Source organism: Duganella sp., from assembly GCF_039595735.1.
Lineage (GTDB): Bacteria > Pseudomonadota > Gammaproteobacteria > Burkholderiales > Burkholderiaceae_D > Rugamonas.
This window is the reverse complement of the sequence record NZ_JBCNLB010000013.1, coordinates 70,851-85,698: the sequence shown is the minus strand read 5'-3', so window position 1 is coordinate 85,698 and position 14,848 is coordinate 70,851. Positions and strand designations below refer to the sequence as shown.

Sequence of the window (14,848 nt, the reverse complement as noted above, 5' to 3'; positions counted from 1 at the left end):
GAAAGGAAGTTTCATGAGCTTGACCCGCATTTCCAACACCATCCGCCAACAGGACCTGCATTTGATCGGACCGGTATCCCTGCTCGGCGCCACCATTGAGGCGGGCACGGTCGATGCCTATGCCCTGGGCACCTTTGGCGCCCCAGCTGATGCGGTCTCGGCCGGCTACTTTGGCGTCACGCGCGGCGTGTTCCGCATGACCTATCCATTCAACGAGCAGGCCACCGTGGTGCAAGGCAGCGTCAAGCTGACCGATGTGGCCAGCGGCGCGTCGGTGGTGTATCAGACCGGCGACAGCTGGTTCGTTACCCAGGGCACGGAAGTGCTGTGGGAAATCCAGAGCGACTTCTTCATTAAGCATTTCTTTGCTGTGGTCCAAGCGGCATAATCGTCTGGCTGGCATAATTCCCCGGCAATTTGCATTTTGTCATACGGCGGGTCGCAGTCTGCCGCCAGACTGAGCGGATGCACGCCACCGCCCTGCCCGCCCGTTATGCCCTGCCCTGGAAAGCCGTGCTATCGCATGCTTTCCGCCCCTTCATGGATTTCTACTTTCCCGACTTCAGCGCCAACATCGACTGGAGACAACGACCACGCTTGCGCGACAAGGAACTGGCAAGCTTCGGTTTCGGCGCCAAGCCCAACCTGATGGTGGCAGACAAGCTGGCCGAGGCACGGCTGCACAACGGACAGAAAGTACTCATGCATATTGAAATCCAGGCCCAGCGGGACGCCACACTGGCGCGCCGCATGTACGACTATCACTCCCGCATCAACGAGGCATATGGTCTGCCGGTGGCCAGCCTGGCGCTGCTTGCAGACCAACATCCTGGATGGCGGCCGCCAGGCTTTCGCCTGCAGTTAGGGGACACGATTGCAGAGTTTTCGTTTGGCAGCGCCAAACTACTCGACCACCTTACCGACATGCAAGCGCTGGAAGCCTCGCACAACCCAGTTGCCTGGCTCACCCTGGCGCATTTCCGCTCGCAGCAGGCTCATCATGATGCGGATGCACTCTACGCAGCCAAACTGCACTTGACCAGGCTACTGTTCCAGCATCGCTGGAGCCAGAGGCGCATAATCGTCTTGTTCAACGCGATCAACTGGATGATGGCCCTGCCTGAGTCGCACGACCGGCGCTACGGGCTGGCTATCGATCGATTGGAAAAGGAGCACGGAATGAAAAAACTGTATAACTCATTCGAGCAAATGTTCGTCAACGATGGCATCAAGATCGGGCAGAAACGCGGCCTGCAAGAAGGTCTGGAGTTGGGTATCGAAAAAGGAATTGAAAAAGGGATCAAAAGAGGAATAGAACAAGGGGTAGAGCGAGGGCTGGAGCGCGGGCGTAAGGAAGGTGCAGCGGCCCTGCTGGAGCGGCTGCTGGTGCAGCGTTTTGGGCCATTGCCTCCAACTGCCAGCAGGAGGCTGGCCAAGGCCAGCCTGCAGCAACTGGAGGCCTGGAGCGACGCGCTGGCGGAGGCGCAATCGCTCAAGCAGGTGTTTCGATAAAAATTATCCTGCGGCGGCCGTTTCCGCTGGCAGCGCCACCGGCACGGCCCTGAATAGCGGCTGTTTCATCACGCAACGCACCCAGAACGCCGCCACCACACCAAAGATCGCCAGCACGCTGCCGCTGTACAGCACTATCGATTTGGTCATGGCCGGCTCCGGCGAGCTATTCGCAATCACGTAGAGGATGCCGGCAATCGCCGCCAGCTGCGGCAGCGGGTATAGCGGCGTGCGGAACGGACGCGCCAGCTGCGGGCTGCGTACCCGCAACACCAGCAACACCACGTGCGCCAACAGATACACCAGCATCCAGCAGATGGTGGCGGCAATCGTCAGTGGCAGGATGTTGTTGGCATCGCCACGCGCCCAGATCAGTCCCACCACCGGACAGGCCGCCACAAACAGCAAGGCCGCCACCGGCACCTGACGCCGCGCCGACACCCGCTTGAGCAGCGGGAAAGCCTGCCCATTCATCGCCATGCCGTGCAGCATGCGCGGCACCGCACCCAGCACAGCATTGATCAGACTGGCACTGGCAGTCATGGCGATCACCGCGAATACAATGCGGCCCGCCTGGCCGAAGACGCTGGACACCACATCCAGATGCGGCGTCACCGACGCCAGCAAGCCGTCGCGCGGCAGCACATGTGCCGTGCCATACGCAAACAGCAGGTTGACCGCCGAGATGAACAACAAGCCCAGCAGCATCGCCCGCGGCAGATCCCGGCGCGGGTGCCTGGCCTCCTCCACCATCGGCGTCACATACTCGCAGCCGATCAGGGTCCAGAAGCACAACACCACCACCGGCGCCACAGCGTCATGCGCCGCGTAGCTCTTCCAGATTTGCGGCGCCGCCGCGGCAGTCGGCTGCATGCCGCTGATCACGTACAGCCCCACCACCAGGAAGAAGGCAATGATGATAAACGTCAGGATCTGCTGGGTGGTGGCGAACACATCAGTGCCTGCCAGATTCAGCACCACTAGCGTGCCCAGCAACAGCAAGGCCCACCCCATGCTGGGCATGATGCCGGGGAACAGTTGGCTGATCACGCTGTCGAACAGCATCAGCTCGGCCGGCAAGCCGAAGATGGCCGGCACCACATAGCCCGCAAAAACCGCCAGGATGGCCGGAAAATGTCCCACAGTCACCTCGGCGTAGGTGCTGATGCTGCCGGCCTGCGGCAGCGACAGCGACAATTCCGCAAAGCTCAGCGCATTGCAGATCGACAGCAGGAAGGCGAAGCCATACGCCAGGAAAAAACCCTGCCCGCCGATGCCGATCGCCTGCAACAGCGAGACCGTACTGGTCTGGCTGACAATCACGCCGATGGCAATCGAAAAAAGTGCGAAAAAGCCCAGTGTACCGCCTGCCCTCGGTGCTGCGCTGTGCTGCCGTGTCTCCATATCAGTCTAGTCTCGCTGGTGAGGGTTGCCGCTTAGCGCTCGCTGATGGCGCGCAGGTTATCCGCGGTGTAGAACGATTCCTTGAAGCGCTGGCCTTCCGCATCCACCACCCAGCGCATGTCCTTGCCTGTGCCGGCGGCGTGGCCATCGATCACATAGCGCCCTTCCAGCAGGTTGTACTGGGTGAACGCCATGGCGTCGCAGGTGCCGGTTTCATACACCGGGATCAGGAAAGCTTCCTTGACCTTCCACATCTTGCCCTGGCCATCGTAATCCTCGGCTGCCACCAGATTGTAGCTGTCCTCGTCTACATAGAATACTTTCTTCGGCGAGGAATGGCGGGTGCCGTTTTTGACCGTGGCTTCCACCACATACACGCGGTGCAGCTCGTAGCGGCGGTTTTCGTTGCTGAAGTAATCGTTGCCGGCCAGCTGACGGAACTCGCCGTCAAACTTGTAGGCGCCAAAGGAATTGTATGGCACGTAGATTTCCTTCTTGCCGACCAGCTTCCAGTCAAAACGGTCGATCGGGCCGTTGAATACATAGGGCTCGTCCAGCGTGTACTGGTTTTCAAAGCCGATCTGCGGCGCATCGTAGGCATAGGCCGGCATGCGGCGCACGCGGCGCTGGCCCGGGAAGTAGTAGAAGGTTTCAGTGCCCGGCTTGTTCAGGTAATTACGGATCGCCAGCGACTGGCCGGCCAGCGCGGTCGGGGTGTTATAGGCGAAATAGACATACGACTCCGCGTCCGGAATGGTGTTCAGGTGGCGGCTGCCTTTCACGCCCCACGGGAAATAGTTGGTCTGCTCGGAGCCGGCCACGATCCAGTCGCCGCCGCCCTTGCGCGGCGAGACCGAAGTCAGCGAGTTTTTCCACTCCACGCCAACACCGCGATAACGCATCTTGCTGTTGTAAATCACCTCGGTGCCGGTTTTCGGGAACGGGAAAGGATAGCCGGGCACGATGGCGTCGGCCAGGGTCCAGCCATCCGCGCCGATCTTGGCCACGCCGATATTCTTTTTGGTGTTGTCGGCCACGAAGTCCGGGATGCCGCAGCTGCGGTGGCTTGGATACACGTCCATGCGGTAGCCCTTGGTGGCCTTGATCAGGGCAATCTGGCCCGGCGTCAGCTTGTCCTTGTATTTCTCGACGTTACCGGCGTCGATGGAGAACAGCGCTTTTTCGCCCTTGTGCTTCCAGAAATCACCACGGAACTTGCCGTAGGCCCAGCCAGCGGCCGGCGCTTCGACGCCGCTCCAGGCCGGAATGGCGCCGTCCTTGCTGCCGGCCTTCTCGGCGCCGGACGGAGTGAGGTCTTTGCCGAGGCGGGCAGCATCGTCATCGGCCGCATGGGCAGCACCGGCAACGGCCAGCATGGTGGCGAGCAACGCGCTGGCGTACACGGAACGGATATTACGCATAGGGGTCTCCTGGTTGGTCATCTGTCATGGATGGTAATGAGGAGCGCTGCGGCGGCGATATCGAAAATCGGCAATCTTGGATCGACCAATCGGCCGATGGGCAAGCCGTGCACGGCGCACCACACTGGATGGACTTTCACCACAGGAGATTTGCACCATGTCCCAAACCCAGGAATGGATCACCGTCGGCGCGCTGGGCGACGCCTTTGCCCCGGACAACCACTGCCTCACCCAGTCGGACGACCTGGCCGGCCGCACCCTGCAGCTGCACTACGAGGACGGCGGCAGCACCCTGCTCGCCTGCGACGAGCTGACGCAATGCAGCATCACCACGCCGCGCGCCGGGATTTACTTTGTCGACTACCTGCCGCAAGGCGTGGCGCGCCAAGGCGTCAGTCTGGTTCTCAACCTGGAAGCGGGCAGCTTCATCGAGCTGACCGGCACCCTGCCAACGCGCGAGGAGACCTGCATGCCGATGCTGCAACGCGCCTTGGAGGGCAAGGAACTGACGGCCGTGCAACTGCGCATCCGCCGCGGCACCATCGGCCGGCCATTTTCCGACGATGCCGCGCTGCCACAGCGCAGCACCGGGCTGCTCGGCAAACGCCTCGAATACATCTACAGCCCCCACGAGCGCTATGAGCACATCTACCTCAACCAGCGCTTCTACACCTGGCGCTGCATCGCCGGTGCGGAACAAGGCCTGGCCGAAACCGACGCCTGCGACTACTACGCCATCGCGCCGGACCTGTACCTGTTCATCTGGCGCGAAAAAATCATTCCGACGCTGGGCATTGTGATGGTCGACCTGCGTGCCATGAAGACCACCGGCAAAATCATGGGCTACGACGGCGAAGATTTCGACAGAGTCCGCAACTTCGGCGTGGGCGCGCATGCGCGCGTGCTGGCCACCCTGCCATGGGAGTGAAGGCCATGCAGCGCTTTGAAGGAAAAGTCGCGCTGGTGACCGGCGGCGGTACCGGCATCGGCGCCGCCTGTGCCGCCCGGCTGGCGGCCGAGGGCGCGCAGGTGGCCGTCATGGGCCGCCGGCGCGAGCTGGTGGAAGCAGTCGCCAGCCGCCACGGCGGCCTGGCGCTGGCTGGCGACGCCGCCGATGGCGACAGCATGGCCAGCGCGGTGCAGGCGGTACTGCAACGTTACGGCCGCCTGGATGTGCTGGTGGCCAACGCCGGCGGTTTCGGCCAGGGCGCCTGCGCCGATATTGCCGATGAAGACTGGCAGCGCGCGCTCACCGCCAACCTGAATACGGCCTTTGCCAGCGCCCGCGCCTGCCTGCCGGCGCTTACCGCGCAACGCGGCGCCATCGTCTTTGTCGGCTCCATTGCCGCGCTGGCGGCCGGGCCGCAGGTGTGTGGCTACACCACCTTCAAGCACGCCCTGATCGGCCTGTCGCGTTCGATTGCGCGCGACTATGGCCCGGCCGGGGTGCGCGCCAACGTGGTGTGTCCCGGCTGGGTGCGCACGCCAATGGCCGATGCCGAGATGGCGCCGTTGATGGCACAGCACGGCATCAGCCTCGACCAGGCCTACGCCATGGTGTGCGCCGAGGTGCCGCTGCGCCGCCCGGCCTCGCCGGAGGAAATTGCCGAAGTGTGCGCCTTCCTGGCCTCGCCGGCCGCCGCCATGGTCACCGGCGCGGTGCTGGCGGCCGACGGCGGTTCCACCATCGTCGACATGCCGACGCTGGCCTTTACCCGGATGGAGTAGACCATGCACAAGCAGTTTTCAGGACAAACCGCGGTCGTGACCGGGGGCGCCAGCGGCATCGGCGCGGCCATCGCCCGGCGCTTTGCGGCGCAGGGCGCGGCGGTGCTGATCGCGGACCGCGACGAGGCCGGCGCCGATCACATCGCCGCGCAGTTGCGTGCCGGCGGCGCCCAGGCGTCCGCGCTGGGGGCCGACCTGGCCGATCCTGCACAGCCGGCCCGCATCGTCGCCGGCGCGCAGCAACGCTACGGCGCGCTGGACATCGTGGTGCACAACGCCGCCTACTTCCCGCTGACCGACTTCACCGCCATCGATGCGCCGCTGCTGGAGCGCACCTTTGCGGTCAACGTCTGGGCCGCGTTCCACCTGCTGCAGGCCGCCCTGCCCGGCTTTCAGGCGCGTGGCGGCGGGCGCATGCTGGTGACGTCCTCGGTCACCGGGCCGCGCGTGGCGTATCCGGGCCTGGCACACTATGCCGCCTCCAAATCGGCAGTGAACGGATTTATCCGCGCCGCCGCGCTGGAAGTGGCGCGGCATGGCGTCACCGTCAACGGCGTCGAACCGGGCATGATACAGACGCCGGCGCAGGCCAACCTTGGCGACGCCGGCGTGACCGGGCAGCTGCGCCAGCGCATTCCGCTGGGCCGCCTTGGCACGCCGGACGACATCGCCGGCGCCATGCTGTTCCTGGCGTCACCGGATGCGGCCTACATCACCGGCCAGACCATCATCGTCGATGGCGGCGCCCTCTTACCCGAGAACTAGGCGCGCCAGTTGGCTGCGGTTGGCGATGCCACATTTACGGAAGATGCTATGCAAATGGGTTTTGACGGTCGACGGCGACATGCCGGCGTGGCGGGCAGCCAGCTTGTTCGGCATGCCGCCCGCCACCGCCAGCGCGATATCCAGTTCGCGCCCGGTCAGTTGCGGGCAGCGCTGCGCCAGCCGGGCGCGCGCGCCAGTCTCCGGCGACGCCTCGCGTTCCTGCAGGGCCAGCAACTGCGATGCCAGCACGTAGAAATCGGTCAGCGCCTGCACCTGCGTGCGCGAGTAGCCGGGATGCGGCGCATCGCGCAGCAGGCTGACGCCAAGACTCATGGACGGATTCACCGGCAGCAGCATGTCCAGCGCATCGCTCAGCGCATAGGGCTGCATGAACTCGCGCCGGTAGCGCGCCTGCGGATCGGCGCCGCTGGCCAGGCGTTGGCTCAGGCAGGCCACGCCTTTCGGTGTGGCCGCGATGCGGTGCGGCGCCAGCGGATCTTCCAGGTGGTAGCCGGAGAAATAGGCGGCGCAGCGGCGCTCGTCCTCCTGCGCCCACAACACCTCGCCGGCATGGCCATCCGGCCCGACGCTGTAGATCACCCAGCGCTGCGCGCCGACCAGTTCCTGCGCCACCGAGGCGATACGGCGCGCCGTTGTGGCGAGCGACTCACGCACCGGCGAATCCGGCTTCAAGCGCGGCCACCAGCGCATCCGCATGCTGTTCGCTGATCACCAGCGGCGGCGACAGGATGATCTTGGTGCCGACCGGCCGCACCAGCGCACCATGCAGACGGGCGATTTCCGCCACCCGCGCCGCATAGCCGCTGGCCGGGTCAACCGGCTCGCGGCTGCGTTTGTCCTGCACCAGGTCCAGCGCCAGCATCAGGCCCTTGCCGCGCACCTCGCCCACGGCCGCGTAGCGCCCGGCAAACGGCGACAGCTTTTGCAGCAGATAGTCGCCCATGCGCCCGGCATTGGCCGCCAGGTTCTCATCGCGCACAATCTTCAGGTTGGCCAGCGCCGCCGCGCAGCCGACCGGGTGGCCGGAATAGGTATAGCCGTGGAAGATGGCGCCGGAAAAATCATCATTGCCGTCGAATGCATCGACGATGCGCTGGTTGAAGGCGGTCGCCCCCAAGGGGAAGTAGCCGGAGGTGATGCCCTTGGCCAGGCACATGATGTCGGGCTTGACGCCCCACAGGCGGCTGCCAAAAGCCGCGCCGGCGCGGCCGAAGCCGGTGACCACTTCATCCGCGATCAGCAGCACGCCGTACTTGTCGCACACCGAGCGCACCAGTGGCCAGTAGCTGGCCGGGGGCACGATCACGCCGCCGGCGCCCTGCACCGGCTCGGCGATGAAGGCGGCCACCGTGTCCGGTCCCTGGAACAGGATCTCGCGCTCCAGCAGCGTGGCGCAGATGTGCGCCAGTTCTTCCGGATCGTCGGTGAAGGGATTGCGGTAAGTCCAGGGCGTCTCGATGTGGTAGCAGCCGGGCAGCAGCGGCTCGTAGCTGCGGCGGAACACCATATTGCCATTGACCGAGGCGCCGCCGAAATGGGTGCCGTGATAGCCCTGCTTGAGCGAGATGAACTTGCTGCGCTCCGGCTGCCCCGCCACTTTCCAGTACTGGCGCGCCAGGCGCAGCGCGGTTTCCACCGCGTCCGACCCGCCGCTGCTGTAGAACACGCGCCGCATGTCCTCCGGCGCCAGCATGTCGATCAGCAGATTGGACAGCTCCTCGGCCCGCGGATGGCTGAGGCCATCGAAAATCTGGAAGTATTCCAGTTCATCGAGCTGCGCGGCGATGGCGCGCTTCATCTCCGGCCGGCCGTGGCCGACGTTGACATTCCACAGTCCGGCCACGCCATCCACCAGCCGGTTGCCGCCGTCGTCAAACACGTGGCAACCGTCTCCGCGCACGATGCGGATCGGCTCGCGCACTTTCATCTCATTGGGGTGCAACATGGGATGCCAGAATTGATAAGCTGACGTCTGCATCGGATCTCCCTCCACTGTTTTTCCTGTAATGGAATCAGTCTAGGCAAGCCCCGGCGCAGCGGTTATCAAGAATTGGCAAATCGGCTTACTGCAGCGCGCGTCCTCCGCCAGCCCGCTTGACGGTCTCCGACGGCAGTTCGCCAAACAGCCGCTTGTAATCCAGCGACAGCTGCGACAAGTGCCAGAAGCCCCAGCGCGCCGCCATGTCGCCGATCGTCCTGGCGCCGCCGGAGTTGAGCAGGTCGCGCTGCAGGCCGTTCAGGCGCACCACTTTCAGGTACGCCGCCGGACTCATGCCGATCACTTGCGTGAAGCAGTATTGCAGCGTGCGGCGCGAGGTGTAGGTGCGGTTGCACAGGTCCAGCACCGTCAGCGGACGATCGGGATTGGCGTCGATGTACTCGCGCGCCCGGCTCACCACGTGCAGCGCCTTGCGTGCCTCGGTGACGCCGCTGCCGCCCAGGGCCAGGCCCAGGTATTCATCCACCAGGCCCACCAGTTCGCTCACCAGCTGATCGCGCGCTTCCGCCTGCGCCAGCTGGTAGGGTTGATAGGTCATGGTCAGCAAGGCCGCCTTCAGGCGCTCGCGCAACATGGTTGCCAGCGCCGGGCTGTAGACGTGATTGGCTGCGCGCGCGACCAGCTCGTCGGCGCTGGTCTTGCCGGCTTCATCGCCAGTCGGCAGCATGCAGACCGGCACGCTCACACTCATCATGGTGCAGTTGGGCGGTGTGCTCAGTTCCAGGCTGGCGTGATCGCTCAGCGCAGTCACATGGTCGGCGCCGATGACGTTGCCGCGCCAGCGCGCTTCGCCCTCCAGATTGGCAAACACGCCCAGCGCCACCACGCCGCTGCGACCGGGTCCGCTCTCAAACACGGCCTGCGAAGTCTGCTCCTCGAACAATTGCACATCGCCCACCCAAGCTTCGGTGAACTGGCCGCTGAATTTGCCTTTGGAGAGTTGGTCGTACAGCTGACTCCATCCGGTCAGCACGCGCTCGTGCTGCCACAGGCTGGAAGTGTGAACTGTCTTGCGGCAGGCATTTAACGCATTGCCTACCTGCGGCACTGCCGTGGCGCTGCCGTAATGTTGCTCGGTGAAACTCATGTCTCCCCTTCCAATAATAGGCTGAGCCGACGCTAGGCCGGCTTCATTAAGATGTTAGCAAATTCCGCCGCGCTGTGCCTGCCTAATTGATAGGCACATGGCGGAAAGCCAACACTTGGGGCGATTTAGTGTTTCATAATCTTGACGGTCTGGATGGCAGTGAACTCCTCCAGTCCATGGCGGCCAAATTCCACGCCGATGCCGGATTGCTTGACGCCGCCGAATGGCGCGTCCGGTTGCACTGCACCATGCTCGTTGATCCACACCGTGCCGCATTCAAGGCGCTTGCCGACTGCCGCCGCCAGCTGCAGATCGGACGACCACACCGAGCCGCCCAGCCCATTCGGGTTGTCGTTGGCCAGGGCGATCGCCTGTTCCACATCGCTGTAGCGGATCACCGGCAGGATGGGGCCGAACTGCTCCTCGTCCACCAGCCGGGCGCCGTTGCTCAGGCCGGCCACGATGGTCGGTTCGAAGAAATAGCCCTGCCCCGCGCGTGCTTTGCCGCCGCTGAGGATGCGGCCGCCATGGGCGGCGGCATCGGCCGCCAGCGTGCCGACCACGTCGAGCTGGGCGCGATTTTGCAGCGGCCCCAGTTCGGTCTGCGGATCGAGACCGTCACCGACACGTACCGCCCGCGCCAGGCGCACCAGTTCGTTGCAGATGGCCTCATACTGGCTGTCATGCACGTACAGGCGCTTGAGGCAGGCGCAGGTCTGGCCGTTGTTGTGGAAGGCGACGCCAAACAGCCTGGCCGCGACGGCTGGCACGTCAGCGCCCGGCAGCACGATGCCGGCGTCGTTGCCGCCCAGTTCCAGCGTCAGGCGTTTCAGGCTGGCGGCCGCTCCCTCCATGATGCGTTTGCCGGTGCGGGTGGAGCCGGTAAACACGATTTTGTTGACGTCCGCATGCCCGGCCAGCGCGGCGCCAATATCGCCGCCGCCAGTGACCACATTCAGCACGCCCGGCGGCAGCACGGCCTGCGCCAGCTCGACAAAGCGCGCAGTGGCCACCGGGGTGTATTCGGATGGCTTGAGCACCACGGTGTTGCCGGCGCGCAGCGCCGGGATGATGTGCCAGATGGCGATCATCAGCGGCCAGTTCCATGGCGTGATGGACGCCACCACGCCGAGCGGCTTGCGGTGCACTTCAATGCGCGCCTGGTCGTTGTCCTGAATGACTTCCGGCTCCAGCGGCAGGTCAGCGGTGACGTGGGTCCAGGCGATGGCGCCGCCCAGCTCCATGCCGGAACCGACGTTGTTCAGCCCTTGCAGCGGCTTGCCGGTTTCACGCGTGATGAGGTCCATCAGTTCCGGCATATTGGCTTCCAGCGCGCCACCCAGCGCGTGCAGCATGGCCTGGCGTGCGGCGTGCGGCGTGGCGCGCCACGCCGGGAAGGCTGCGCGCGCGGCGGCGACGGCAGCGTCCACATCCTGCGGACGCGCGGCCGGCACGGCGGCGAATGGCCGGCCGAGCGCCGGGTTGATCACGTCCAGCGTGCGGCCGGTGTCGATGGCTTTGCCGTTGATGGTCATAGGGTAGGTTTTCATGTGGTCTCCTCCAGGTTGTCTTTTATTGTGCTGCGATGCCGCGCTTGGAAAAGCGCAGCACATCGTTGCCGTTGCCGATCACACCGGTCAGCGACAGGCGGTCGTCGCGCTGACGCGCCTTGAAAGTCTGGCCGCCGTCGCGGCTTTCCAGCATGGCGCCGTCCAGCCCTACCGCCTCCACGACGCCATCGGCGCGTTCCACCATGCCGGTGATGGAGCTTTTGACGCCGCTGTCGATCGCCTGCCAGTGATGGCCGCTGTCGGCGCTGCGATACAGGCTGCCGCGCAGGCCGCCCACCAGCACCGTGCCGTTGCGCAGTGCGACGCCGCTCCAGAAGGAGCCTTTGTAGCCGGTGTCCAGATAACGCCAGCTGCGGCCGCGATCATCGCTGCGCAGGACCATGCCACGTTCGGCGGCGACGTACAGGTTGCCGTGGGTGTCGGCAAAGGCGGACAGCAGGTTGCGGTCGGCCTTGCCGCCGTCTGGCGGCAGGGGCAGTGACAGCGCTTGCCAGTTGGCGCCGCCGTCGCGCGTGACCAGCACCAGCGACCACAGGCCGACCGCGATGCCTTCCTTGTCGTCGTAGAAGTGGACCGAGAACAGCGGGCGGTCTTCCTGCGTGTCGCTGCGCTGGACGGTCCAGCTCTCGCCGCCGTCGCTGGTGCGCAGGATCACGCCCCAGTGGCCAACCGCCCAACCGTTGCGTTCATCGGCAAACGAAACGGCGGTCAGGGTCGACGATACCGGCACGGCGCGCGCCTGGCGGAAGGTCTTGCCCCGGTCGTCGGACAGCAGCACCACGCCATAGTCGCCAACGCCGACGATACGTTTGCCGGCATGGGCCACGCCGAGAATCGCCGCATCGGCGGCGTAGGCGCTGCGCGCGGCCGGTTGCAGCGCCAGGGTGGCACTGGCGGCCGGGCCGCTGTCAGCAACCGCAATGGCGGGGCCGGATATCGCGCAGGCCAGCGCCAACGTCGTGAAGTATCTCTGTTTCATGTGCGCCCCTCAGTGAGCAAAGATGCCAGGCGCGCGCACCGGTGCGCGGCGCGGGAAGACGCGCTCCAGCCAGACGGCGCATGCCGGCAACGCGGTCATCGCCATCACCATGTTCACCATGAACATGAATGCCAGCAGCTTGCCCATGTCAGCCTGGAACTTGAGGTCCGAGAACGCCCACGTCGCCACGCCTATCGCCAGCGTCAGTGCGGTAAACACGGTGGCGGTGCCCACCTCCAGTATCGAATGCTCGATCGCCTTGGTGATGCCCTGCCCTTGCGACAAATGCAGCTGCAGCCGGTTGTAGATGTAAAACGCATAGTCGACGCCGATGCCTACCGCCAGCACCATCACTGGCAGCGTCGCCACGGTCAGGCCGATCTGCAATTCCTTCATGAACCAGTAGCCGATGAAGGTACCCACCGTCAGCGGCAGGCAGCACGCCATCACGGCCCGCAGGTCGCGGTACACCACTGCCACCAGTACGATGATGGCGGCATACACGTAAAGCATCATCGGCATTTCGCTATGCTCGACTTCCTCGTTGACGGCGGCCAGCGCGCCGGCATTGCCGGAAGCGAGGCGGATGGTCACGCCCGGCTGCGGGCTGCTTTGACGGAACTGCTTCACCGCCGCGATGACGCCATTGATGGTGGTGGCCTTGTGGTCGGCCAGGAACAGGTGCACAGCAGTCATGCTGCAATCCTTGTTCATGAAGCCGCGCACGCGGCCGATTTCGGTGCTCAGCGAGGCATAATTGGCTGGATCGATCGGCACCACCGCCATTTTCGGGTTGCCTTCGTTATAGCCTTCGTTGTAGCCGCGCAGCTGGCCAGCATAAGAACTGACCGACAGCACGCCGGGCGTGTGCTGCAAGGACCAGGCAAAGCGGTCCTGGTACGCGCCCAAGGCCACGTTTTCGCAGGAATTGGGCGGCGCTTCAAAGATCACGGTCAGCCAATCCAGGCCGGTGTCATAGCTGGAAGCGATCGAGACGGCGTCGCGGTTGAAACGCGCTTCCGGCCGCAGCTCTGGTGCGCCCGGCTGCAGCGTGCCGATCACGCGATCGCGGCTCTGCCAGGCGGCGCAAGCAAATACGCCGGCGGTAATCGCCAGCACCACCAGCGCCGTCTTTGGCTCGGCCACGCGGGCCAGCACGCGCAGCCACTGCGAACGCTGCTCGCGCTGGCGCAGCGAGCGCTGCGCATATTCGCTGCTGAACGAGAAGTAGGAAGCCGCCACCGGCAGCATGGCCAGGTTGGTGGTGATCTTGAAGAACACGCCCAGCGACGCGGTGATCGCCAGCTCGCGCACCATCGGAATCGGAATCAGGATCAGCGTGATGAAGGAGACGAACGCCGTCACCAGGGCCAGCACGCCCGGTATCATCAACCCGCTGAAGCTGGCGCGTGCCGCCTGCTCGGTGGTCTTGCCATGCGACAGTTCGCGCATGATGTAGTTAATCTGCTGCACGCCGTGCGATACCCCAATCGCAAACACCAGGAACGGCACCAGCACGCCCAACGGATCCAGACCAAAGCCCAGCAGCTTGAGCGCGCCGAACTGCCAGATCAGGGACGTCAGCGAACAGACAATCGGCAGCAGCGTAAATCGCAGCGAACGGCAGTACCAGTACACCGCCAGTGCGGTCAGCAACAGCGCCACCACACAAAAGTGCAGCACCGACGAGGCGCCGTCGGCAATGTCGCCTATCTGCTTGGCGAAGCCGATGATCTGGATTTCAAAGTTCTGGTCTTCGAACTTGCGGCGGATCTGCTCTTCCAGCATGTGGTTGTACTGAACATAGTCGATCTTGTGGCCTTCCTTGTCCACCTCCGACAATTCAGCGATGATCATGGCGCTGCTCTGGTCGCGCGAGACCAGCGTGCCAACAAAGCCGCCCTGATTGGCCGAGCGCTGGATATTGGCGATCATCTCCGGCGTCAGTTGATCCGGCGTGATGGTGCCGTCAATGACCGGATCGGCGCGGAAACCCTCCTCCGTGATCTCGTTGACGAAGCTATTCGGCGTCCACAACGACTGCACGCCCAGCCGGTCCACACCCGGCAGGTAGCTTACCGCCTGCGTCACCTCGAACAGGCGCTTGAGGCCTTGCTGGGTCCAGATGCTGCCCTGCCTGGCCTTGACCACCACATTCATGCGGTTCGCACCCAGCACGTCGTTGCGGTATTTGTGGAAGGTGGCGATGTATTCATGGCCGATGGGGAGCTGCTTTTCAAAGCCGGCGTCCATGCGCAACTGCACGGCAAAATACGCCATGGCGGCGGTGAACACCGCCAGCCAGATCAGGAATGGCGTGCGCCAGCGGAAGCAGGCATTTTCCAATGCGTGCATCAGGCG

13 protein-coding genes are annotated in these 14,848 nt (G+C 64.5%); 5 read left to right on the top strand and 8 right to left on the bottom strand.

Annotated elements, in window-relative coordinates:
• Positions 1–13: 13 nt before the first annotated feature.
• Complete coding sequence (locus tag ABDW57_RS19820; RefSeq protein ID WP_343731902.1) at positions 14–388, top strand: cupin domain-containing protein; 375 nt, start codon at positions 14–16, stop codon at positions 386–388.
• Positions 389–465: 77 nt separating this feature from the next.
• Positions 466–1,512, top strand: a complete 1,047-nt coding sequence (locus ABDW57_RS19815) for a DUF4351 domain-containing protein (RefSeq protein WP_343731901.1) — start codon at positions 466–468, stop codon at positions 1,510–1,512.
• A gap of 3 nt (positions 1,513–1,515) precedes the next feature.
• Here ABDW57_RS19815 and ABDW57_RS19810 read toward each other — a convergent pair whose 3' ends face one another.
• Together ABDW57_RS19810 and ABDW57_RS19805 are read right to left on the bottom strand one after the other, a co-directional pair.
• The gene (locus ABDW57_RS19810; RefSeq protein WP_343731900.1) at positions 1,516–2,916 is read right to left on the bottom strand and encodes an APC family permease; all 1,401 of its coding nucleotides are present in this window, start codon (positions 2,914–2,916) and stop codon (positions 1,516–1,518) included.
• A gap of 32 nt (positions 2,917–2,948) precedes the next feature.
• Complete coding sequence (locus ABDW57_RS19805; protein WP_343731899.1) at positions 2,949–4,337, bottom strand: DUF1329 domain-containing protein; 1,389 nt, start codon at positions 4,335–4,337, stop codon at positions 2,949–2,951.
• A 157-nt stretch (positions 4,338–4,494) separates the two neighbouring features.
• Between ABDW57_RS19805 and ABDW57_RS19800 the strand changes: the two genes are divergently transcribed.
• From ABDW57_RS19800 to ABDW57_RS19790, 3 genes are read left to right on the top strand one after another with little or no spacing between them, the layout of a single operon-like run.
• The gene (locus tag ABDW57_RS19800; protein ID WP_343731898.1) at positions 4,495–5,265 is read left to right on the top strand and encodes a MoaF C-terminal domain-containing protein; all 771 of its coding nucleotides are present in this window, start codon (positions 4,495–4,497) and stop codon (positions 5,263–5,265) included.
• Positions 5,266–5,270: 5 nt separating this feature from the next.
• Positions 5,271–6,065 (top strand): SDR family oxidoreductase, encoded by a 795-nt coding sequence (locus ABDW57_RS19795; RefSeq protein ID WP_343731897.1) that lies wholly within the window; start codon positions 5,271–5,273, stop codon positions 6,063–6,065.
• Positions 6,066–6,068: 3 nt separating this feature from the next.
• Positions 6,069–6,830, top strand: a complete 762-nt coding sequence (locus ABDW57_RS19790; protein ID WP_343731896.1) for an SDR family oxidoreductase — start codon at positions 6,069–6,071, stop codon at positions 6,828–6,830.
• Here ABDW57_RS19790 and ABDW57_RS19785 read toward each other — a convergent pair.
• From ABDW57_RS19785 to ABDW57_RS19760, 6 genes are all read right to left on the bottom strand, one after another.
• On the bottom strand, positions 6,816–7,505 hold the full coding sequence (locus ABDW57_RS19785) for a helix-turn-helix transcriptional regulator (RefSeq protein WP_343731895.1): 690 nt from the start codon (positions 7,503–7,505) through the stop codon (positions 6,816–6,818). The genes ABDW57_RS19790 and ABDW57_RS19785 overlap by 15 nt on opposite strands.
• A complete protein-coding gene (locus ABDW57_RS19780) occupies positions 7,498–8,829 on the bottom strand; it encodes an aspartate aminotransferase family protein (protein ID WP_343731894.1) in 1,332 nt (443 codons plus the stop codon). Before ABDW57_RS19780 ends, ABDW57_RS19785 begins: the two co-directional genes overlap by 8 nt.
• Before the next feature lie 85 nt (positions 8,830–8,914).
• The gene (locus ABDW57_RS19775) at positions 8,915–9,937 is read right to left on the bottom strand and encodes a helix-turn-helix domain-containing protein (RefSeq protein ID WP_343731893.1); all 1,023 of its coding nucleotides are present in this window, start codon (positions 9,935–9,937) and stop codon (positions 8,915–8,917) included.
• Positions 9,938–10,062: 125 nt separating this feature from the next.
• Positions 10,063–11,487, bottom strand: a complete 1,425-nt coding sequence (locus ABDW57_RS19770; RefSeq protein ID WP_343731892.1) for an aldehyde dehydrogenase family protein — start codon at positions 11,485–11,487, stop codon at positions 10,063–10,065.
• A 22-nt stretch (positions 11,488–11,509) separates the two neighbouring features.
• Complete coding sequence (locus ABDW57_RS19765) at positions 11,510–12,487, bottom strand: YCF48-related protein (protein ID WP_343731891.1); 978 nt, start codon at positions 12,485–12,487, stop codon at positions 11,510–11,512.
• Between the two features lie 9 nt (positions 12,488–12,496).
• Positions 12,497–14,842 carry an efflux RND transporter permease subunit gene (locus ABDW57_RS19760; protein ID WP_343731960.1) on the bottom strand — a complete coding sequence of 782 codons (2,346 nt, stop codon included), beginning with the start codon at positions 14,840–14,842 and terminating at the stop codon, positions 12,497–12,499.
• Positions 14,843–14,848 lie beyond the last annotated feature (6 nt).